The sequence below is a fragment of the Azospirillum sp. B510 genome (assembly GCF_000010725.1).
In the GTDB taxonomy this organism is placed as follows: Bacteria; Pseudomonadota; Alphaproteobacteria; order Azospirillales; family Azospirillaceae; genus Azospirillum; species Azospirillum lipoferum_B.
In genome coordinates, this window is the sequence record NC_013855.1 from 1,072,096 (window position 1) to 1,094,401 (window position 22,306).

At 66.8% G+C, this 22,306-nt stretch carries 20 protein-coding genes; 8 read left to right on the forward strand and 12 right to left on the reverse strand.

From position 1 onward, the window contains the following. The first annotated feature begins 125 nt into the window (after positions 1–125). From AZL_RS19705 to AZL_RS19740, 8 genes are all read left to right on the forward strand, one after another. Positions 126–1,067 (forward strand): ABC transporter permease, encoded by a 942-nt coding sequence (locus AZL_RS19705; protein ID WP_012976224.1) that lies wholly within the window; start codon positions 126–128, stop codon positions 1,065–1,067. A gap of 149 nt (positions 1,068–1,216) precedes the next feature. Further along, entirely contained in the window at positions 1,217–2,347 is a 1,131-nt protein-coding gene (locus AZL_RS19710; protein WP_012974918.1) for an ISAs1-like element ISAzs15 family transposase, read from the forward strand. An 88-nt stretch (positions 2,348–2,435) separates the two neighbouring features. Next, a complete protein-coding gene (locus tag AZL_RS19715) occupies positions 2,436–3,263 on the forward strand; it encodes an ABC transporter permease (protein ID WP_086935429.1) in 828 nt (275 codons plus the stop codon). A 1-nt stretch (position 3,264) separates the two neighbouring features. After that, a complete protein-coding gene (locus tag AZL_RS19720) occupies positions 3,265–4,911 on the forward strand; it encodes an N-acyl-D-amino-acid deacylase family protein (RefSeq protein ID WP_012976226.1) in 1,647 nt (548 codons plus the stop codon). After that, positions 4,908–5,291, forward strand: a complete 384-nt coding sequence (locus tag AZL_RS19725) for a RidA family protein (protein WP_012976227.1) — start codon at positions 4,908–4,910, stop codon at positions 5,289–5,291. The genes AZL_RS19720 and AZL_RS19725 overlap by 4 nt, the downstream gene beginning before the upstream one ends. A gap of 79 nt (positions 5,292–5,370) precedes the next feature. After that, on the forward strand, positions 5,371–6,429 hold the full coding sequence (locus tag AZL_RS19730; protein ID WP_012976228.1) for a D-TA family PLP-dependent enzyme: 1,059 nt from the start codon (positions 5,371–5,373) through the stop codon (positions 6,427–6,429). Between the two features lie 21 nt (positions 6,430–6,450). Next, positions 6,451–7,455, forward strand: a complete 1,005-nt coding sequence (locus tag AZL_RS19735; protein ID WP_012976229.1) for an ABC transporter ATP-binding protein — start codon at positions 6,451–6,453, stop codon at positions 7,453–7,455. Beyond that, positions 7,452–8,465 carry an ABC transporter ATP-binding protein gene (locus AZL_RS19740; protein ID WP_012976230.1) on the forward strand — a complete coding sequence of 338 codons (1,014 nt, stop codon included), beginning with the start codon at positions 7,452–7,454 and terminating at the stop codon, positions 8,463–8,465. Before AZL_RS19735 ends, AZL_RS19740 begins: the two co-directional genes overlap by 4 nt. A 65-nt stretch (positions 8,466–8,530) precedes the next feature. Here AZL_RS19740 and AZL_RS34550 read toward each other — a convergent pair whose 3' ends face one another. From AZL_RS34550 to AZL_RS19795, 12 genes are all read right to left on the reverse strand, one after another. Continuing rightward, a complete protein-coding gene (locus AZL_RS34550) occupies positions 8,531–10,333 on the reverse strand; it encodes an RNA-directed DNA polymerase (RefSeq protein WP_012976231.1) in 1,803 nt (600 codons plus the stop codon). Positions 10,334–10,517: 184 nt separating this feature from the next. Next, a complete protein-coding gene (locus AZL_RS19745) occupies positions 10,518–10,997 on the reverse strand; it encodes a VOC family protein (RefSeq protein WP_012976232.1) in 480 nt (159 codons plus the stop codon). A 93-nt stretch (positions 10,998–11,090) separates the two neighbouring features. Beyond that, the gene (locus tag AZL_RS19750; RefSeq protein WP_012976233.1) at positions 11,091–11,546 is read right to left on the reverse strand and encodes a CopD family protein; all 456 of its coding nucleotides are present in this window, start codon (positions 11,544–11,546) and stop codon (positions 11,091–11,093) included. 354 nt (positions 11,547–11,900) lie between these two features. Further along, positions 11,901–12,860, reverse strand: coding sequence for an isoaspartyl peptidase/L-asparaginase family protein (locus AZL_RS19755; RefSeq protein WP_042444314.1), 960 nt, complete (start codon positions 12,858–12,860; stop codon positions 11,901–11,903). An 11-nt stretch (positions 12,861–12,871) separates the two neighbouring features. Beyond that, positions 12,872–13,705, reverse strand: a complete 834-nt coding sequence (locus AZL_RS19760) for a M55 family metallopeptidase (protein WP_012976235.1) — start codon at positions 13,703–13,705, stop codon at positions 12,872–12,874. Then, on the reverse strand, positions 13,702–14,796 hold the full coding sequence (locus AZL_RS19765; protein WP_012976236.1) for a P1 family peptidase: 1,095 nt from the start codon (positions 14,794–14,796) through the stop codon (positions 13,702–13,704). The genes AZL_RS19760 and AZL_RS19765 overlap by 4 nt, the downstream gene beginning before the upstream one ends. After that, positions 14,771–15,652 (reverse strand): ABC transporter permease subunit, encoded by an 882-nt coding sequence (locus AZL_RS19770; RefSeq protein ID WP_012976237.1) that lies wholly within the window; start codon positions 15,650–15,652, stop codon positions 14,771–14,773. The genes AZL_RS19765 and AZL_RS19770 overlap by 26 nt, the downstream gene beginning before the upstream one ends. Then, positions 15,649–16,569 carry a glutathione ABC transporter permease GsiC gene (gene gsiC, locus AZL_RS19775; RefSeq protein ID WP_012976238.1) on the reverse strand — a complete coding sequence of 307 codons (921 nt, stop codon included), beginning with the start codon at positions 16,567–16,569 and terminating at the stop codon, positions 15,649–15,651. Before gsiC ends, AZL_RS19770 begins: the two co-directional genes overlap by 4 nt. Before the next feature lie 267 nt (positions 16,570–16,836). After that, on the reverse strand, positions 16,837–18,369 hold the full coding sequence (locus AZL_RS19780; RefSeq protein ID WP_012976239.1) for a glutathione ABC transporter substrate-binding protein: 1,533 nt from the start codon (positions 18,367–18,369) through the stop codon (positions 16,837–16,839). Positions 18,370–18,391: 22 nt separating this feature from the next. Further along, positions 18,392–20,302 (reverse strand): ABC transporter ATP-binding protein, encoded by a 1,911-nt coding sequence (locus AZL_RS19785; protein ID WP_012976240.1) that lies wholly within the window; start codon positions 20,300–20,302, stop codon positions 18,392–18,394. Next, a complete protein-coding gene (locus tag AZL_RS19790; RefSeq protein WP_012976241.1) occupies positions 20,299–21,144 on the reverse strand; it encodes a D-amino acid aminotransferase in 846 nt (281 codons plus the stop codon). The genes AZL_RS19785 and AZL_RS19790 overlap by 4 nt, the downstream gene beginning before the upstream one ends. A 55-nt stretch (positions 21,145–21,199) precedes the next feature. Continuing rightward, positions 21,200–22,093 carry a MurR/RpiR family transcriptional regulator gene (locus AZL_RS19795; protein WP_012976242.1) on the reverse strand — a complete coding sequence of 298 codons (894 nt, stop codon included), beginning with the start codon at positions 22,091–22,093 and terminating at the stop codon, positions 21,200–21,202. Positions 22,094–22,306 lie beyond the last annotated feature (213 nt).

The window sequence follows — 22,306 nt, forward strand, 5'->3', positions numbered from 1 at the left end:
CCCCGGGGAGAGGGCCGGGGTGAGGGGGATGCACCGCGTGCCTTCCCAAGAATCCTCACCGCGCGTCCCCCTCACCCTAACCCTCTCCCCGGGGGGGAGAGGGGATTTTCTTTGGGACCGCAACCATGCTCGTTTACATCGTCCGCCGGATCGCCGGCATGATGGTCGTCATGCTGCTCGTCGCCATGGTGGTCTTCGTGATCGCCCGCGTGGTGCCGGGCGATCCCGCCGCCGTCATGCTGGGCTCCTCCGCCACGCCGGAGGACATCGCGGCTCTGCGCGGCCGGCTCGGGCTCGACGAGCCGCTGCTGACGCAGTTCCTGCTCTATCTCGGCCAGATCGTCCGCTTCGACCTCGGCTCCTCCATCTTCCTCAACCGCCCGGTGGCGCAGGCTCTGGCCGAGCGGTCGGAGCTGACCGGCCTGCTGACGCTGATGTCGGTGGGGATCGCCATGCTGATCGGCGTGCCGGTCGGCATCCTGTCGGCGGCCAGGCGCGGCGGGCTGATCGACCAGACCGCGGTCGGGCTCGCCATGCTGGCGGCGAGCATTCCCAGCTTCTGGATCGGGCTGACGCTGATCAAGTATCTGGCGGTCGACCATGCCTGGTTCCCGGTCGCCGGCTATGGCCCGCCCGACGCCGACCTGTTGGAACGCATGCGCCATCTGGTGCTGCCGGCCATCGCGCTGGGCATCCCCAATTCGGCGCTGATCCTCCGCTTCACCCGCACCAGCATGCTGGACGTGATGAGCCATGACTATGTCCGCACCGCGCGGGCCAAGGGGCTGCCGCCGCTGGTCGTGGTGCTGAAGCATGCGCTGCGCAACGCGATGATCCCGATCCTGACGGTGATCGGCCTGACCACCGCGGTGATGATCGCCGGCGCCATCGTGACGGAAACGGTGTTCGGCCTGCCCGGCGTCGGCAACCTGATCGTGTCGGCCGTGCTGCGCCGCGACTATCCGGTCATCCAGGGCGCCCTGCTGGTGGTGTCCGCCATCTATGTGCTGATCAACCTGACGGTCGACCTGCTCTATGCCGTTGTCGATCCCAGGGTCCGTTATTGAGAGGGAGGGTTTCCATGGCAAGCGTCCCCGCCGGTCACGCAGGGCAATCGCTTGAAGCGGCGCTTGACGCATCGAGTTTAAACGCGGTTGTGGATTCCCTCTGAAGGGCGGGCATGATTCATAGGAGCCTCCATTGATGGGAGGCAGGTATGGCGGAAGGGGCTGGCAAGTCGCTGTTGGATCACTTCTCGGCGCTGGAGGATCCGCGTCAGGCATGGAAGGTCGTATATCCGCTGCCGGAAATCCTGCTCCTGGTGCTGTGTGCCACCCTGGGTGGGGCGGAGAACTTTGTCGAGATCGAGGAGTGGGGCGAGGATCGCCTGGACTTTCTGCGTCGTTTCCTGCCCTACCGGCGAGGCATCGCCAGCCATGACACGCTCAACGACGTGATGAACGCGCTTGATGGCGAGCTGTTTTCGTCCTGCTTCACGGCGTGGGTGGACGGGTTGCGCGAGGGCGAGCCGGACATCGTCGCCATTGACGGCAAGACCTCCCGGCGCGCTCACGCTCGGGCTCAGGGGCGCAACCCGCTGCATCTCGTCTCCGCCTGGGCCAGCCGACAGCGGCTGGTGCTGGGCCAGCAAGCCTGCGAGGCGAAGTCGAACGAGATCACCGCCATTCCACTGCTGCTGGAGCGCTTGGCCCTGACCGGAGCATTGGTAACCATCGATGCCATGGGGTGCCAGACCAAGATCGCCCAAGCCATTCTCGACAAGGGTGCCGACTATCTGCTGGCGGTGAAGGGCAACTGGCCGATCCTGTGCGGGGAAATCGAGCGCTACTTCAGCGAGGCACGCGACGGCGTATCCGACACGTTCACCACCACCGACGGCGACCATGGCCGGATCGAAGTCCGCCACCATGTCGTCAGCCACGACGTCGACTGGCTGTCCACCGACCGCCGCTTCCCGGGCGAGCCCCGCTTCCCCGCCTTGACCAGCATCGCCATGGTCGAGGCCGACGTCGAGCGGGAGGGTAAGCCCAGCCGAGAACGGCGTTACTTTCTCTCCTCGGCACGCCTCGACGCCCGTCTCCTGGCCCACGCTGTCCGCTGCCATTGGCATGTCGAGAACCGCCTGCACTGGGTGCTTGATGTCGTCTTCCACGACGACCTCTCCCGCTTGCGGTCCGGCTTCGGCCCTCAAAACATGGCCGCCATCCGGCACATGGCCATAAACCTCATCCGAAAGGCCCCAGGCAAACAGAGCCTGACCGTCAAGCGTAAGAAAATGTCCTGGAACGCCGACTACCTCGAAACCGTCATCCGGCAGCGCGGCTAACGTCGGTCAAGCGATTGCCCTGGCCGGTCACGGCGGCGTTCCCCGTCCCTCCTCCGCAAAGGGCCGGAACAGCCGCTCGCCGGCCGCCCTGCTGCTGCGCCAGCTGTTCCGCCGCCGGCTGGTGGTGCTGTCGGTCCTGATCATGCTGGCGATCCTGGCGGTGGCGCTGCTGGCGCCGTGGATCACCCCCTTCAACCCGATGAAGATGGATATCCTCGGCCGGCTGAAGCCGCCCTCCGCCGCCCACTGGTTCGGCACCGACGAGTATGGCCGCGACGTGCTGTCCCGCGTGATGCTGGGCGCCCGGCTGTCGCTGCTGGTCGGCCTGCTGGTCGTGGTGGTGGCGACGCTGCTCGGCACGCTGCTGGGGCTTGCCGCCGGCTATGTCCGGCCGTTGGACGGGCTGCTGATGCGGCTGACCGACGCGCTGATGGCCTTCCCGGACATCCTGCTCGCCATCGCCTTCATGGCGGCGCTGGGGCCGTCGCTCTACAATGTCGTGCTGGCGCTCGGCATCGTCTACACCCCGCGCGTCGCCCGCGTGGTGCGCGCCGCCTGCCTCGTGGTGCGCGAGATGCCCTTCATCGAGGCGGCGACCGCGCTCGGCGCCTCCACCCCGCGCATCGTCTTCCTGCACATCCTGCCCAACCTGATCTCGCCGATCCTGGTGCAGGCCACCTTCATCTTCGCCTACGCCATCCTGACCGAGGCGGCCTTGTCGTTCCTCGGCGTCGGCGTGCCGCCGACCACGCCGACCTGGGGCAACATGATCGCCGGCGCCCAGCAATATTTCCAGCAGGCCGACTGGCTGATCCTGTTCCCCGGCTGCGCCATCGTCCTGACCGTGCTGTCGTTGCAGATCGTCGGCGACGGGCTGCGCGACGCGCTCGACCCCCGGCTCCAGAAGGCGAAATGAGATGAGCGCCTCCCTCCTCATCAAGGGCGCCCGCGTCATCGACGGCACCGGCGCCCCCTGGTTCCCGGCCGATGTGCTGGTGGAGCGCGGGCGCATCGCCGCCATCGGCCCGATGCTCGACGCGCCCGACGCCGAACCGCTGGAAGCCCAAGGCCGCTTCCTCGCCCCCGGCTTCATCGACGCCCATTGCCATGACGACCTGATCCAGCTGCGCCAGCCCGGCCGGCCGGAGAAGGTGGCGCAGGGCGTCACCACCGTGGTGGTCGGCAACTGCTCCTTCGGACTCTACCCGCGGAGCCCCGACAGCGCCGGCCCCTTGCGCGAGCATTTCGGCAACCTGCTGGGCACGGTGTCGGACCAGGAGAGCTTCGCCGACTTCACCGCCTACCGCGCCGCCCTCGACGGGCGTGGCACCGCCATCAACCTCGTCTCGCTGGTCGGCCACGCGGCACTCCGCCTCGCCGTCATGGGCTGGGAAAACCGCGCCGCCACGGCGCAGGAGCGCGAGGCGATGGCGGCATTGCTGGCCGAGCAGTTGCGCCAGGGCGCGCACGGCCTGTCGCTCGGCCTGGTCTATCCGCCCAGCGCCTGGGCCGACCGCGCCGAGCTGGTGCGGCTGGCCGAGGTGGTGGCGGCGCATGGCGCGCTGCTGACCGCCCATGTCCGCTCCTACGAGGGCGGGCTGATCGCCTCGGTCGACGAGTTCCTCGACCTGCTGAAGGCCGGCGGGGCGAGCGGCCTGCTCTCCCACCTGCAAGCCGCCGGACGGCCCTATTGGGGAAGCCTGCCGCGGGCGGTGGAGCGGCTGGAGATCGCGCGGCGGGACGGCACCGACGTCAGCTTCGACATGTACCCCTACCCGGCCGGCTCCAGCACCATCCTGCAACTGCTGCCGCCCTCGGCGCTGGCGGGCGGGGTAGAGGCCCTGCTGGCGCGCATGGCCGATGCCGACGGGCTGGCGGCTCTGCGCCGCGCGGTGGAGGACGGCGAGGCGCCGGGTGACGCCGGCTGGGAATCCAAGATCCGCCTGATCGGCTGGGAGAATGTCCGCATCGGCGGCGTCGGCGAGCCGGACCTGCGCACCCTGGAAGGGCTGTCGCTGGCCGAGATCGCCGAGGTCGCGACGGAGCAGCCCTTCGACACGCTGGTCCGGCTGGTCCGCGCCGACCGTGGCCGCACCAACATCGTCATGTTCCAGCTGGACGGGGCCGATCTGGAAACCGCGCTGTCGCACCCGCTGCACATGCTGGGATCCGACGGGCTGCCGCGCGAGACCGGCAAGCCGCATCCCCGCGCCTTCGGCAGCTTCCCGCGCTATCTCGCCCGTGCCCTGAACGGCGAGGGCAGGCTCGGGCTGGAGGATGCCGTGCGACACATGACCGCCGTCCCGGCCCAGCGCTTCGGCCTGTCCGAGCGCGGGCTGGTCCGGCCGGGGATGGTGGCCGACCTGACCCTGTTCACCGCCGACGTCGCCGACCGCGCGACCTTCCAGAGCCCGACCCTGCCGCCGCACGGCATCACCGACGTGCTGGTCGCCGGACAGCCCGTCCTGCGCGGCGGCGAACATACCGGGGCGCGGCCGGGCAGGACCCTGACCCGCAACCGACCCGTCCGGAACAACCCTTTCCAATCAGCGAGGACCGAATGACCAACCGCAAGCCGATTTTCGCCGAAAAGGCGGTGAAGCCCGCCGGCCAGTACAGCCATGCCATCGTCGCGAACGGCTTCGTCCATGTGTCGGGCCAGGGGCCGCACCATCCGGAAACCGGCGCCCTGCCCGAGGATTTCGCCGGCGAGGTGCGCCAGACCCTGCGCAACCTCGAGATCATCCTGAAGGCCGCCGGCACCGACCTCGCCCATGTGGTGAAGGTCAACAGCTATCTCAGCGACCTCGGCCGCTTCCAGGAATACAACGCCATCTATGCGGAGTTCTTCCCGACCGAGCCGCCGGCCCGCACCACCATCGGCTGTCAGCTGAACAACATCCAGGTCGAAATCGACTGCGTCGCGGTGCTGCCGGCGGCGTAAGATCGCGGTCCCATGGCCGGTCCCGCCCCTCACGGCCGGGGTCGGCCCCTTTCCCACATCTGCGTTCCGGAGCGGTTCCATGCGCGTCGACGAACTCGACACCCCCGTCCCCGTCATCGACCTCGATAGGGTCGAGCATAACCTGACCAAGATGCAGGCCTACTGCGACCGGCACGGGTTGGCGCTGCGCCCGCACATCAAGACCCACAAGCTGCCGCAATTCGCCCGCCGCCAGATCGAGCTGGGCGCCGTCGGCATCACCTGCCAGAAGATCAGCGAGGCGATGGTGATGGCCGACGCCGGCTGCACCGACATCCTGCTGACCTACCCCATCGTCGGCGCCGGCAAGGTGGCGCCGCTGGCCGAGCTGGCCGGCAAGACCAAACTGACGGTGGCGCTCGACAACGCCGTCGCCCTCGACACCGTGGCCGCCGCCGCCACGCGGGCCGGCGTCGAGATCGGCATCCTGGTGGAGTTCGACAGCGGCGACGGCCGCTGCGGCGTGCAGACCGCCGACGAGGTGCTGACGCTGGCCCGCCGCGCCGCCGGCAACGGGCTGACCCGCTTCCGCGGCCTGATGACCTACCCGCGCGGCCCCCGCACCGTGCCCTTCATCGCCGAGGCGCGCAGCCTGCTCGACGGCGCCGGCATCGCGGTGGAGACAGTGTCGGTCGGCGGCACCCCCGGTTGCTGGGACACCCACGAGCTGCCGGGCGTGACCGAGCTGCGCGTCGGCACCTACATCTATCACGACCGCGCCACCGTCGGCGCCGGGGTGGCGACGCTGGACGAATGCGCCGTGCATGTCCGGGCCACCGTGGTCAGCCGCCCGACCCCCGACCGCGCCGTTCTTGATTGCGGCAGCAAGACGCTGTCGAGCGACCGCGTCGCCCCGTCGGTGGGGGAAGGCTACGGCCTGATCCTCGATTACCCCGACGCGGTGATCGTCCGCGTCAACGAGGAGCATGCAGTGGTGGATCTGAGCCACTGCGCGACGAAGCCGGAGATCGGCGACCGCGTCCGCATCCTGCCCAACCATGTCTGCGTGGTGACCAACCTGCATGACCGCATGGTGGTCAGCCGCGACGGCGAGGTCGTCGGCAACTGGCCGGTTCCGGCGCGCGGCTGCACCCGCTGACATCAAATCCAGGATCCCGTCATGGACGCTGACCTCACGCTCGACATCCGCAACCTGCGAACCCACTTCACCGCCGATCCCGGCGTGTCGAAGGCGGTGGACGGCGTCTCCTTCGCCGTGCGCCGCAACGAGACGCTGGCGGTCGTCGGCGAATCCGGCAGCGGCAAGTCGGTGACCAGCCTGTCGGCGATGCGGCTGATCCCCTCGCCGCCGGGCATCATCGCCGGCGGCGAGATCCTGTTCCGCGGCCGTGACGGGCGGGTGCGCGACCTCGCCCGCCTCGGCGAGCGCGCCATGCGCGGCGTGCGCGGCAACGAGATCGGCATGATCTTCCAGGAGCCGATGACCTCGCTGAACCCGGTCTACACCGTCGGCGACCAGATCGGCGAGGCGCTGCGCCACCACCGGGGCCTCGACCGCCGGGCGGCGCGGGCGGAGGCGCTGGCCATGCTGCGGAAGGTCGGCATCCCGGCGGCGGAGCGGCGGCTGGACGAATATCCGCACCAGATGTCGGGCGGCATGCGTCAGCGCGTGATGATCGCCATGGCGCTGGCCTGCCGCCCGACCCTGCTGATCGCCGACGAGCCGACCACCGCGCTCGACGTCACCATCCAGGCGCAGATCCTCGATTTGATGCGGCGTTTGCAGGAGGAGACCGGCACCTCGATCCTGTTCATCACCCATAATCTGGGGGTGGTGGCGGAGGTGGCGCACCGGGTGGTGGTGATGTATGCCGGCCGCATCGTCGAGGAGGGCGACGTCCGCTCCCTGCTGAAATCGCCCCGGCACCCCTACACCCGCGGGCTGCTGGCCTGCATGCCGCATCCGGGCCAGCGCCGCGGCGACGGCGGCCGGCTGCACGCCATCCCCGGCAGCGTGCCGAGCCCGATGAACCGCCCGCCCGGTTGCAGCTTCGCCCCGCGCTGCGGGCTGGCCGAACCGGCCTGCACCGCCGCCGAACCCGTTCTGGAACCGGTCGGCCCCGGCCATGCCGTGCGCTGCCGCCGCTGGAGAGACGTGCAATGAGCAGCGATGTCGTCACCGATGCCGTGACCGGACAGCCCCTGTTGAGCGTCCGCAATCTGGAGAAGCGCTTTCCGGTGCGCGGCGGGCTGCTGCAACGGCCGGTCGGCTGGGTGAAGGCGGTGGACGATCTGTCCTTCGACCTGAACCGCGGCGAGGTGCTGGGGCTGGTCGGCGAATCCGGGTCGGGCAAGACCACCGCCGGGCGCGGCATCCTGCGGCTGATCGAGCCGACCGCCGGCTCCATCCGTTTCGACGGCCGGGAGATCACCGGCCTGGACAAGGCGGGGATGCGGGCTCTGCGCCGCCGCATGCAGATCGTCTTCCAGGACCCCTATGCCAGCCTCGACCCGCGCCAGCGCGTGCGCGAGGTGATCGGCGAGGCCTTGACGATCCACGGCATCGGCACCCGCGCCGACCGCCGCGACCGCGTGGCCGCCCTGCTGGAGAAGGTGGGCCTGGGCGCCGACGCCATGGACCGTTTCCCGCATGAATTCTCCGGCGGCCAGCGCCAGCGCATCGGCATCGCCCGCGCGCTCGCGGTGGAACCCGACTTCATCGTCGCCGACGAGCCGGTGTCGGCGCTCGACGTCTCGGTCCAGGCCCAGGTGGTCAATCTGCTGGGCGATTTGCAGCGCGAGCTGGGGCTGGCGGTGCTGTTCATCGCCCATGACCTGGCGGTGGTGCGTTACATCAGCGACCGGGTGGCGGTGATGTATCTCGGCCGCCTGATGGAGATCGCGCCGAGCGACACGCTCTATGAGCGCCCGCGCCACCCCTACAGCATGGCCCTGCTGTCGGCCGCCCCCGCCCCGGACCCCGACGCGCCGAAGAGGCGCCTGCTGCTGGAGGGCGACCTGCCGAGCCCGATGAACCCGCCATCCGGCTGCGTCTTCCGGACGCGGTGCCCGTTCGCGCTGCCCGCCTGCGCCGAACCGGAAGCCCGGACGCTGCGTGAGGTGGCGCCGGGGCATTCGGTGGCGTGTGTTCGGGATGATGTGGGGGTGGGGTGAGGGGGCCTATTGTGCCGGAGGCGAGCTTACCCGCGCCTATAGAAACAATGTATAAAAACATAATTTCATATAATCTTTAGTCTCTTTGCGATAGATTTATAGTAACAATCTTTGAAAACAAGGTAATTTTTAGTTTTTAGAACAGTTATCTGGTGGCTAGTTGCTGACATATTGCGGAGCGCAGAAAGTAAACAAAGAAATTTAGCGTGAGTTATACCGGTACCACGCGTCGTATTTGGAGATTTCAACGCATCAAACATATGGTTAAATACATCTTTTTCTTTTAAGAGGCTGGCATGAAATTTATACACCTCGCGAACTCCAGGGTTGAATGTCCTACCGAGCAATTCCTTGAAAGCCGTTTCCTCTGCTGAATTTTGGAACAAAGGATAGAATGAGGCCACCAATCTTCCAAGCCTTTGATGTGGAACCCAAAAAAATTCAGTATCTCTCAAGGTCATTAAGAGCTCATCTGTGGTCCCATACTTTGATTGCAACCAAAGCTTCGAGTATAGCCCAAAATATTGCTTTTGGTCGTTGCTTTCTATAATATCCTTAATATACAGGTGACAACGCTTGCTTTCAACAAGCGTCTCTACCAAATTATTTGCCATAGAAACCATTGCCGCATCATCAACTAGTAGACCTGACGAGGCAGAACGCGCTAGAATTTTAGCAATAGAAGGCGTAAGTGGTCGACTCCTGATTAAGCCATAGACGCTGTCACGAACTGAAGGCCTTAACTTAATTAAACTCTCAAGCATCTCTGGCTTTATTTTTGCATCAGTTTGAGAAGCCAATCCTAACCAGCGCTTAAGGATTTTCTCTCCATTTCCATTATCGAATAATTTGTTTCTAATGCCTCTACTTATTCGAAGCTCAACCACACGCCTATGTCGGGCAAGCGATAACCCGCTTTTTATACGATGCTTTACACTCGATTTAAAGCTATCTATACGGGCATTTTCAAGCACACGAAAATGTTTAATCGCCTCATCTCTGGTCAATATAGTTGTCTTCCCACTATTCAAGCGTATCTGCTTCGTCTGCAAAACAAGGTCAACTGATCTCAGCACCTTCTTTGCTTCCACGATACTATCCACGCCTATATCAATATCATCCATGAAGCGGACAAAATCTATGGCTGGGTCACTCGCAAGAAATGAGTCGAGTTCGTAAAGAAAGCAATGAGCCAGTAGACGCGGAGCATCTAAATTAATTTGCGGGAGCCCAATCTCAATCCTAGGCGTATAGTCAGGCTGCCACAGAAGATCACTCAAAACATATATCAGCATATCTATTATGCATTCTTCAACTCCGCTTATAGAAGAAATGGCATTACGAAGATGAACATATGAAATGCTATCGTAGTAATTTGCGATATCTGTTACAACAACGAAGTTCCTTGTTTTTGAGAAATTGAACAGTGCCTTTTGAAAATTAAGCCATGCAGAGAAGGATCCATAACCTGTTTGATCAGAAGAGAATTTGTGGTCTTTTGGCTCAAAGAACGATTTTTTTGTTGGCGCTCTTCCTTTAATTTCGCTATAGAGCGCGTCAGAAAGACATTGAAGAACAATTGCATCTTGAACAGCTGGGATAACAAGCTGGCGACACAGTCCTTTACTTTTTTCCAGCAGAATTCTCTGCGCCTTCTGAGGAAGATAATCTCCAGAAAGTATGATTTGGGATAATTTTTTGCTCTCCAATTTTCGCCCAACATGAAAATCAAAGTTCTCTATCCCGTCATTTATAAACTGATCCTTCATATGCTGTCGAACTTTATCCTTCCAAATTCTCTCTATATTAGAAGGAGAAAAAATGGCACGGAGCTTTGCAGCGCGAATATCAAAACGAGGGGATCTCATGACAGCCTATCATTATATTACCGTGGAGAGAATAAATAAACTCTATCAACCACCAAGAGCGCAATCAATCCGATTTTTGTAAGGAAACGAGATGGATATAGGGAACAAGGGTTCCGTAATGCAGGCAAGACGTTGACTTCAGCCCCCGAGCCGACACTATTCCACCGCATCCAAACAGCCCCCCTCACCCCCGCCGTGCCGCCTCAATCGCCGCCACGTCGATCTTCGTCATCCCCATCATCGCCTGGAACGCCCGCTTCGCTTCCTCGCCGCCCGCCGCCAGCGCATCCGTCAGCACGCGCGGCGTGATCTGCCAGGAAATCCCCCAGCGGTCCTTGCACCAGCCGCAGGCGCTCTCCTGGCCGCCGTTGCCGGTGATGGCGGTCCAATAGCGGTCGGTCTCCTCCTGGTCGTCGGTGGCGATCTGGATCGAGACGGCCTCGCTGTGGCGGAAGGCCGGGCCGCCGTTCAGGCCGAGGCAGGGCAGGCCGGCGACGGTGAACTCCACCGTCAGCACGTCGCCCGCCTTGCCCGACGGATAATCGGCGGGGGCGCGGTGGACGGCGGTCACCGCGCTGTCGGGAAAGGTCGCGGCATAGAATCGCGCGGCGGCCTCGGCATCCTTGTCGTACCAGAGGCAGATCGTGGCTTTGGTGGCGGCCATGTCCCGTCCTTTCGCGCTGGACCCTTCACGCTGGGCCCTTCACCCTGGACCCGGCGGCGGAACCGGGTCCGCCCCCCAACCGCTCCATGCGGTTCAATAGGGTTTTACCACCACGAGTGTCACGATGGCGATACCCCCGGCGATGATGGCCAAAGGGGAGAAGCGCAGCAGGCGGGAGACCGGCCGGGCGCCGGGACGGCCCTCCGCCTCGGCCAGCCGGCGCAGCCCGGCGGCGAGCTTGCCATGCAGCGCCGACAGCAGGACGACGATGGCCAGCTTCGCCACCAGCCACGGCTCCAGCCCCCAGCCGCCGACCACCACCAGGGTCAGGCCCAGCAGCCACGCCAGCCCCATCGCCGGCGTGGTGACGCGGCGGTCCCAGCGGGCGGCGGCGCGCAGCAGGCGGGCCGACCCCGATTCGGCGACGGTCGTTTCGACGGCGGTCGCCGGGGCCAGCGCGCTGATCAGGATGGCGGCGACGAACATGCCGGCCAGCCAAACCGTCACCGCCGTGACATGCAGCCCGATGATCCAGATGTAATCCACCATCGCTCCTTCGCCAACGCCGGGCCGGGTAACGCGGGGCCGGGCCTCCGCCCAGCCCCCACCGGCGGCGACTATACCAGGATCGCGCCGGGGCCAAGGCGGGCGGAGGAGCCCATGGCATGGATTATGAAAATTATCCTACCGCGATCCCGGTTTCGCGCTCACATAGGGGGATGCGAACCGCCACCCCCGGAGCCGTCCGATGCCCCTCCCCGCATGCCCACCCTCTTCCGCCGATCCCCCATCCGCCGGGCATGGACGGATGGAACGGTGAACACACCCCGGAAAAGCGTTTCACGGTGTTTCAAATGTTCCAGTCGCCCCCACCCCATCGGCAAGACCGGCGGGGGCGGCGGCTCAGCCGATGCGGAACTCCTCGCGGTGGATCGCGGTCATCGCCAGCCCCTCCGCTCCGATGGCGCCGCGATACATGCCGGAACAGTTGAAGGGCAGCGCCACCCGGCCGTCGCGGTCGATGGCGATCAGCCCGCCCGATCCGCCGATCACGCTCAGCTCGTCCACCAGATCGGCGGCGGCGCGTTCCAGGCTCTGCCCGGCCCAGCGCATGCGGGCGTCGATCTCGTGGGCGGCGCAACGGCGGATGTAATGCTCGCCATGGCCGGTGGCGGAGACCGCGCAGGTCAGATTGTCGGCGAAGGTGCCGGCGCCGATCACCGGGCTGTCGCCGACCCGCCCCCTGGCCTTGGCCGTCATGCCGCCGGTCGAGGTGGCGGCGGCGAGGTTGCCGTCACGGTCGCGGGCGACGGCGCCGACGGTGCCGTGACGGCGCTGCTCGTCCCCGTCGTCGGCGGCGCCGGAGCGGCGGCGCTCCAGCTCGGCCTGAAGGGCATCCCAGCGCGGCTGGGTGAAGAAATAGGCGGGCTCCTCCATCGCCAGCCCCTGGCGGCGGCAGAGGTCGAGCGCGCCCTCGCCGACCAGCAGCACATGCTCGGTCCGCTCCATCACCGCGCGGGCGGCCAGGATCGGGTTGCGCGGGCCGAACAGCCCGGCCACCGCGCCGGCGGACCGGTCGCGGCCGTCCATGATGGCGGCGTCCATCTCCTGCGTGCCCTCGGCGGTGAAGACGGCGCCGCGGCCGGCGTTGAACAGCGGCTCGTCCTCCAGCGCCATCACCGCGGCGGTCACGGCGTCGAGCGCGCCGCCGCCATCGGCCAGCACCGCATGCCCGGCGGCGAGCGCCCGGCGCAGGCCGGCATGATAGCCCTCGGTCAGCGCCGGGGTCAGGGCGCCGCGCTTGATGGTGCCGGCGCCGCCATGGACGGCCAGCGCGAAGGGCTGCGGGTGGGAGAAGCTCATGGTCACGGGTCTCAGCGCAGGGTGGCCGACATGGCCGACAGGGTGTTGATCCAGCCCAGAACGGCGGCCATGCTGTCGGCGGGCAGACTGATTGTCACGGGACCGGATCGTTCCGCAACCGGAATCAACGCGCCGAGATCGGCCAGCGCCGGGCTGTTCATCTCGATCTCCAGCCGGTATGGCGCCCCCTGCCCACGCGGTGGGACGCGGAAGGGCGGGATGTCCGCCGCCCGGCGGACGGCGCGGGTGGCGGCCTCGCGGATGCGGTCGCGGGCGACGGACGGCGCCACCGCGCGGGCGGCGCGCTGGCCGAGCGCCCGCTTGACCACCACCCGCTCGGCCTGCGGGAACAGCGGTCCCATTTCGGTAGCGAAATGATCGTCGCCGCTCAGCAGGATCACCGGCACGCCGATCTCGCCGGCATAGGCGCCGTAATTGCCGGCCTCCCCCAGCTCCAGCCCGTTCACCCGGACCCGGCCGAAGGCGAAGCTGTTGGTCGTGTGGGCGAGGATGCCGTACTGGCGCGCCGAGCTATGGAAGCCGACGCACATCACCCCCGCCGTGTCCGGCTCCAGCCCGGCGAACATGCCGATCGGCTTGGGGCGGCCCAGGATCAGCTCGGCCGCCGGGTGCAGCTCGTCCGGCAGCAGATTGACCATCGGGCCGTGGCTGTCGTTGACCAGGATCTCGCTGGCCCCGCCGGCCAGCGCGCCCTCGATGGCGGCATTGACCTCGGCGGTCATCAGGCGGCGGGCACGCTCATACTCGGCATTGCCCGGCGTCACCTGCTGTTGGGAAACCACGCCGGCCACCCCTTCGATGTCGGCGGAGATGTAGATCTTCACTCTGTGCTCCCGGAGATCAGCAAGTCGGACAGGCAGGGCCGGCTGGACCCATCGCGCCCGGCCACCGGCGTGGCGGCGGCCAGCGCGTCGAGGACGGCCTCCTGGGTGGCGTCGGCCATCGCCTCGAACAGGGCGTCGATGCGGCGCTCGTTCAGCATGCGCAGGGCCAGGATGTCGGCCCGCTCGTCATGGTCGATGCGGTTGGCGGTGGTGAAGCCCAGCGCGATGTCGCCGCTGCCATGGCCCCAGAAGGAGCCCACCCGCGCCAGCCCGACCCCGGCGCGGCGGATCACCCGGCGCAGCTGGCGATGGTCGAGCGGCGCATCGGTGGCGGCGATGACGATGACGGAGCCCTTCTCGGGCGACTCATCCTTGTCCGGGACGGCGACGCGGCGGCCATCTGGCAGGCGCAGCTCCCCCGGACGGCCGAAATTCGCCAGCACCAGCACCCCCAGGTGATGGCGCTTGCCGTCGAGCTTGAGGCGACGCGAGGAGGTGCCGATGCCGCCCTTGAAGCCGAAGCAGGACATGCCGCGCCCGGCGCCGACCGACCCGACCGCGACCTCCGCCCCGTCCGCTTGGTCGAGGGCGGCGGCCAGCGCGGCGGCGGCATGCGCCTCGGTCACCGCCAGCGCCTGGATGTCGTTCAGCGGGCCGTCGTTGCACTCCATCACCACAGGGTTGACCGTGGCGGTCTTGCGGCCGATGTCGGGGTTGGCGGCGATGGCGTGGCGGACCAGCGCCGTCGCCGCGGTGCCGACCGACAGGGTGTTGGTCAGCAGGATCGGGGTCTCCAGCGTCCCCAGCTCCTCCACCTGCATCAGCCCGACGCTCTTGCCGAAGCCGTTCAGCACCTCGGCGGCGGCGATCGGCTTGTCGCGGTAGAGGTTGCCGGCATGGGGCAGGATGGCGGTGACGCCGGTCTGGAGGACGCCCTCCGCCAAGGTGTGGTGGCCGACGCGCACGCCCGGCACATCGGTGATGGCGTTGCGCGGTCCCGGCTTCAGCCGGCCGCAGGCGAGCCCGAGGGCCCGCGCGCGCCGTATGGCGTCAACGGAGCCCCGCTCAACGGAGTTTCGGGTCGAGGGCATCGCGCAATCCGTCGCCGAGCAGGTTGAAGGCCAGCACCGTCAGGAAGATGGCGAGGCCGGGATAGAAGGTGACATGGCTGGCGACACCGATGTAGCTGCGTCCGTCGGCCAGCATCGCCCCCCATTCCGGGCTGGGCGGCTGGGCGCCGAGGCCGATGAAGCTGAGGCTGGCCGCCGTCAGGATCGAGGTGCCGATGCGCATGGAGACATAGACGATCACGCTGGGCAGCGTGCCCGGCAGGATGTGGCGGACCATCAGCAGCCGGTCGCGCACGCCGATGGCGCGGGCGGCGTCGACATAGACCGCGCGCTTCAGCGACAGGGTGCTGCCACGCACCAGACGGGCGAAGACCGGCACGCTGAAGATCGCCACCGCATAGATGACGTTCTCGATGCCCGGCCCGAGGATGGCGACGATGCCGATCGCCAGCAGGATGCCGGGAAAGGCCAGCAGCACGTCGCACACGCGCATGATCAGGCTGTCGATCCAGCCGCCGCGGAAGCCGGCGACCAGCCCCAGCGCCACGCCGGCCACCCCGCCGAGCAGCACCGACAGCAGACCGACCGACAGGGAGATGCGGGCCCCCCACAGGATGCGGCTCAGGATGTCGCGGCCATAGGCGTCGGTGCCGGCCCAATGGTCGGCCGACGGGCCTTCCAGGATGCGGTCGTAATCGAAGGCCGCCGGATCGAAGGGGGCGATCCAGGGCGCCGCCGCCGCCGCCAGCGCCAGGGCCAGCAGACAGAATCCCGCGGCCATGGCGGTGCGGTTGCGCCGGAACTTCCGCCAGAACTCGCGCAGCGGCGAACGGACGGCTTCGTGGCTCACAGCCACGGTTGCATCGGTCGTGGTCATGAGTAGCGGATCTCGGGGTTGGCGAGGGCGTACAGCACATCGACCAGCAGGTTGATGACGATGAACTCCAGCGAGAACAGCAGGATCTCGGCCTGGATGACGGTGTAGTCGCGGTAATTGACGCTATCCACCAGCAGCCGGCCCAGCCCCGGCCAGGAGAACACCGTCTCCACCACGATCGACCCGCCGAGCAGGAAACCGAATTGCAGGCCGACCATGGTGATGATCGGGATCAGCGCGTTGCGCAGCGTGTGCTTCCACACCACCAGCCGGGCGGGGACGCCCTTGGCCCGCGCGGTGCGGACGTAATCCTCGCGCGCGATCTCGATGAAGGCGGAGCGGGTGAAGCGCGCCATCACCGCGGCGACGCCGAGGCCGAGCGTCAGCGACGGCATGACGTAATGCTGCCAGGTGCCATAGCCGCTGGTCGGCAGCCAGCCGAGCTTGACCGAGAACAGGTCGATCATCAGCAGGCCGAGCCAGAAGGAGGGAAAGGCGATGCCCGACACCGCCACCACCATGCCGACATGGTCCTGCCAGCGCCCGCGCTTGGTGGCCGACGCGACACCGATCAGCAAGCCGGCCAGCGTCGCCCAGACCATGGCGACGATGGTGAGGTAGAGGGTGGGGAGGAAGCGTTCGCCGATCTCCTGCGACACCGGCCGCTTGGACTTCATCGACCGCCCGAACTCGCCCTGCACCGCGTTGCCGAGGAAGCGGCCATACTGCACCCACAGCGGCTGGTCGAGGCCGAGATCCTGGCGCACCAGCTCGACGTCGCGCTGGGTGGCGTCCGGCCCGGCGACCAGCCGCGCCGGATCGCCCGGCAGCAGATGGACGAAGCCGAAGACGAAGACGGAGATCACCAGCAGAACCGGCAGGATGCCGGCGAGACGGCCGACGAGATATTTCAGCATGGTGCGGAGGTCCTGGTGGAGGTCCTGGGGGGCAAATAAGAAGTCCCCTCTCCCGCCTCTCGCACAAACTCCGTTTGTGCTGACGGCGTCAGGCGGATCGAAGATCCGCTGAGAGCCCCGGGAGAGAGAAGGGGCCCATGCGCAGCATGGGAAGGGTGAGGGGTGATCCAAGGAACCATGCGGTTCTGGATTTTTGCCCTACCCCTCACCCTCCCCGCCTTCGGCGGGTCCCCTCCCTCTCCCGGGACGGGAGAGGGCGTCTAGCAGTTACTGCAAATCGGCCTCTTCCATCTGCAACCCGCCGTCGGCGACGTAATAGAAGCCGGTCAGCTTCTTCGACTTGCCGGCCAGCAGATTCTCGACGCCGAGGAAGAGCCAGGGCGCGTCCTTCCAGATCTGCTCCTGGGCGACGCGGTAGGCCTCGGCGCGCTTGGCGGTGTCGGCGGTGGCGATGCCGGTCTCGATGGCGGCGTCGACCGTGTCGTTCTTGTAGTAGGCGACGTTGAAGAACTTCGGCGGAAAGCCCTTGCCCCACAACAGCGGGCGCAGGCCCCAGTCGGCGTCGCCGGTCGAGGCCGACCAGCCGCCATACTGCATCTGCACCGTCGCATCCTCCGGCTTCTCGACGCCCCAGACGCGGGCGGTCTCGACGCCGGATTCCAGCGGGGTGACGGTCAGCTTGACGCCGACCTGGGCCAGCTGCTGCTGGACGAACTGCATGCCGCGGATGAAGTTGGTGCTGTTGCGGCCGAACATCTCGGCCTCGAAGCCGTTCGGATAGCCCGCCTCGGCCAGCAGCGCCTTCGCCTTGGCGAGGTCATAGCCGTATTGGTTCGGCTGGGCGACATGGAAGCCCAGCTTGGACGGGATCGCCGAATCGAGCGGGCCGGCATAGCCGCGATAGACCACCTTGGCGTAGGCGTTCTTGTCGATGGCGTAGTTCAGCGCCTGACGGACGCGCGGGTCGCTGAACGGCTTCTTCATGGTGTTCATCGCCACATAGCGGGCGATGATCGACGGCGCGTCGATCAGTTCCAACGCCGGATTGGCCTCGACCATCTTCACCATCTCCGGCGGCAGCGGATAGATGAACTGCGCCTCGTTGGTCTGGAGCATGGCGATGCGGCTGCCGTTCTCCGGCACGCTCTTCAGCGTGACGTGGTCGATCTTCGGCAGGCCCTGCTTCCAGTATTTGTCGTTCTTCTCGACCTTCAGCGTGTCCGCTTCCCAGCTCACGAACTTGTAGGGGCCGGTGCCGACGGGGTGGCGGCCGATCTCCTTGCCGAAGGTCTCCAGCGCCTTCGGGCTGTGGATCATGGCGCCGGGGTGGGCGAGGTTGTTGTTCAGCGCGCCGAAGGGCTGCGACAGCTTCAGGGTGATGGTGGTGTCGTCGACCACCACCGTCTCGGCCAGCATCGCCAGCAGGCTCTGGCGCTTCAGCCGGTTGGCCGGGTTGGCGAGGCGGTCGAAATTGATCTTCACCGCCTGGGCGTTGAAGGGCGTGCCGTCATGGAAGGTGACGTTCTTGCGCAGGCGGTAGGTGTATTCGGTGGCGGTGTCGTTGACGGTGAAGCTCTCGGCCAGCAGCGGGACCAGCTTCATGTCCTTGTCGAAGCCGAACAGGCCCTGGAGCATGGTGCGGCTGGCCGATTGCGACAGGGTGTCGTTGATGTCGGCCGGGTCCAGCGTGGTGATGTTGTCGGGGATGCCGACGACCAGATCCTTCGCGGCGAAGGCCGGACCGGCGAGCGCGGTGCCGGCGAGCAGGCCGGCGAGCAGGGGAAGGGCGAAGCGCGTCACGTGATGTCTCCCTTTTTTTGATTCAGAAATCGCCGCCGATGGCGTGGCGGGCGACGAAATGATCGTCGCCGACGGCGATCAGCGGCTGCACCGCCGGCTCGTCGCCGATGGCGCGGATGGGGCTCGGGATCTCGCCGGTCAACAGCCGCAGGTCGCGGGTGCGGCGGCTGGGATCGGCGACGGGCACCGCCGCCATCAGGCGGCGGGTGTAGGGATGCTGCGGATTCTCGAACACGGCGCGGCGCGGGCCGAGTTCGACGATCTGCCCCAGATACATGACGGCGACGCGGTGGCTGACCCGCTCCACAACCGCCATGTCATGGCTGATGAACAGGTAGGACAGCCCGCGCCGGGCCTGAAGCTCCATCAGCAGATTGACGATCTGCGCCTGGATCGACACGTCGAGTGCCGCCACCGCCTCGTCGGCGATGATCAGCTTGGGATCGCAGGCGAGCGCGCGGGCGATGCAGATGCGCTGGCGCTGGCCGCCGGAGAATTCATGCGGGTAGCGGCGCGCATGCTCCGGCTTGAGGCCGACCTGGGTCAGCAGCTCCGCCACCCGCTCCTCGATGGCGCGGCGGCGCGACACGCCCGGCTTGGCCGTCGGCGCATAATCATGGACCAGCATCGGCTCGGCGACGCTGAAGCCGACGGTCATGCGCGGGTTCAGCGAGGCGAAGGGATCCTGGAAGATATACTGGATCTTCTCCTTCAGCTTGGCCTGGCCGTTGGAATCCAGGGTCGCGGTGTCGGTGCCGTCGAAGCGGATGGTTCCGGAGGTGGCCGATTGCAGCCCCATGATGGTGCGGCCGGTGGTCGACTTGCCGCAGCCGGATTCGCCGACCAGCGCCAGGGTCTCGCCCGGCCGGACGGCGAAGCTGACCTTCTCCACCGCATGCACGCGGGCCTTGAGCGAGCCGAAGATGCCCTTGCGCACGTCGAAACGGGTGGTGAGGTCGCGCACCTCCAGCAGCGGGGCGTCAGTGGCGCGGACGGTGTCCTGCACCGGCGGGACCGCCGGTGCAGGATCGGCCTTGGCGTCGTCCACCACCAGCAGCGGGAAGCGCACCGGCAGATCCTGGCCGCGCAGCGCGCCCAGCTTCGGCACGGCGGACAGCAACGCCTTGGTGTAGGGATGCCGCGGCGCCTGGAAGATGCGCTCGACCGGCCCCTCCTCCACCTTGCGGCCGCGCCACATCACGACGACGCGGTCGGCCACCTCGGCCACAACGCCCATGTCATGGGTGATGAAGATGACGCCCATCCCCATCTCGTCCTGCAACAGGCGGATCAGCCGCAGGATCTGGGCCTGGATGGTGACGTCGAGCGCCGTGGTCGGCTCGTCGGCGATCAGCAGCGAGGGGCGGCAGGACAGCGCCATCGCGATCATCACGCGCTGGCGCATGCCGCCCGACAGCTGGTGCGGGTGGCGGTCGAGCAGCCGGGCCGGTTCGGGAATGCGAACCTTCTCCAGCATGCGCAGCGCCTCCTCCCGCGCCGCCTTGCGGTCGAGCCCCTGGTGCAGCATCACCGCCTCGGCGATCTGGTCGCCGATGGTGAAGACCGGGTTCAGCGACGTCATCGGCTCCTGAAAGACCATGGCGACGTCGTTGCCGCGCATGCCGGTCAGCGCCTCGGCCGGCGGGGATGCCAGGTCGCGCTCGCGCCCGTCGCGCCCCTTGAAGCGAATGCGCCCGCCGACGATGCGGCCGCCGGCATAATCGACCAGCCGCATCAGCGACAGCGAGGTCACCGACTTGCCGGAGCCGGACTCGCCGACGATGGCGACCGTCTCGCCCGGCGCCACGGTGAAGCTGACATCATCGACGACGCGGATCGGGCCATGCTCGCCATCGAAGGCGACGCTCAGCCCCTCGACGGCGAGCAGGGCCGGCGGGATGTCGGCCGTCCTCGTGGCGGCGGCACCGCTCATCGCCCAAGCCTCTCGGCGAACAGGGCGAACAGGCGGCGCCACAGCATGCCGGGCGCACCGCTGCCGACCGGCTTGCCGTTCAGGCTGGTGACCGGGGTGATCTCCTTGGTGGTGCTGGCGATCCAGATTTCGTCGGCCGCATCGAGTTCCGCCGCCGGGATGTCGCGCTCCTCCAACCGCAGCCCGGCCTCGGCGGCCAGCCGCAGGACGACGGTGCGGGTGATGCCCTCCAGGATGCGATTGTCGTTGAGGGGGGTGGCGATGACGCCGTCCTTCACCACGAAGATGTTGGTGGCGGCGCCCTCGGTCACCAGACCGTCACGCAGTTGCAGCGCATCGACGACGCCGGCATCGGTCGCCGCCTGCTGCGCCAGCACGCTGCCGAGCAGGGCCACCGTCTTCAGGTCGCAGCGGCCCCAGCGGATGTCGGGAATGGTGATGGCGGCGACGCCCTGGTCGCGCCACGCCGCGGGCGGGCGCTTCAGCGGGCTGGCCATGCCGAACACCGACGGGGTGACGCCGGCGGGGAAGGCGTGGCCGCGGCTGGATGCGGCACCACGGGTGACCTGGAGATAGACGGTCAGGTCGCCGTCGATGCCGGAGTCGGCGGCCAGCCGCTCCATGATGCCCATCCAGTCGCCGGCCGACAGGGTGCAGCCGATGCGCAGTTCGGACAGCCCGCGCCGAAGGCGGGCGATGTGGGCCTCCGGCTCGAACAGGCGGCCATTGTAGGCGGCGGTCACCTCATAGAGGCCGTCGGCGAACAGGAAACCGCGGTCCAGCGGCGACACATGGACCTCGTCCAGCGGCAGGTAACGCCCGTTCCAATAGGAGATCGTCATCGCTTTCCAACTTCTTCGGCGCGTGGATGGAAGGAACCCGGACCAGTCCGCCGGGTCACTCGGCTTGCCGGTTCGACTTCGGCACGACATGCAGGTAAGGCAGGATGCGCTCGGCGACGTCGGCGGCCTGGCCGACGCTGTCGGGACCGGACCGGGACAGCGCCGTGCCCAGGGCGACGATCAGCGCCATCAGCCCGGTGGGCGAGCTGTGGCGGACGCCATGGTCGCAGCCGGCCAGCAGCGTGACGTCGGCGAGCGGCACGATGGGGCTGTCCGGCGCGTCGGTCAGCGCGATGGCCTTCGCCCCGCGCTCCCGGCAAAGTTGCAGATGCTCGATGGTCCGGCGCGAATAGCGCGGCGAGGTGATGGCGATCACCAGATCGCCCGGCCTCATCGTCATCAGCCGGCGGATGTTGCGCTCGGTCCCGGCGAACTCGATGGCTTCGCGGACATTCTCGACATAGGGTTCCAGCACGTCGGCCAGGAACAGGGCGAGATAGGCGCTGTCACCCAGCCCGAGCGCCACGACGCGCCCCGCCTCGCGGATCAGGCGGATCGCCGCCTCGCACTGCTCCGGCTGCAACAGCTCCATGGTGCGGGTGATGTTGCCGGCGTCGCTCGCCAGCGATTCCCGCATGATCTCGGCATTCGAGCTGTCGCGCTGGACGGCGACGCGCAGCTTCTCCACCGGCGCGAAGGTAGATTCGAAGGCGCGCAGCAGATCGTCGCGGAATTCCGGATAGCCGTCATAACCAAGGAAGCGGGCATAGCGGTTGACCGACGCCACCGACACCTCGGCCGCCGCCGCCAGCTCGCCGATCTTCAGCGTCGCGGTGCGGAACGGATAGGCCAGCGCCCAGGCCCCGACCTTGGCGAGCGCCCCCGGAAGCTGCTGCTGGCAGTTCCGCATGCGGATCAGCAGCGATCCCGTCTGAATGGGCGGCTCCATCCCCCCGTTCCTCCTGGCAAGCTCGGTACGGCGATTATGCGTCTAGATTTACAGGAAAGGCATATTTCTGTAAATCTATTTTCATATGAAGTGGTATGACGACAACCCGCCGAAGCCGGCGGGCTTTGCATGGCGGCGGTTCCGTCTCGCGGCGAAACTCCCTAAGGCTTCCGTTATCGTTTGTTAACGATGTTTGCCGCAATCATCGGGGCT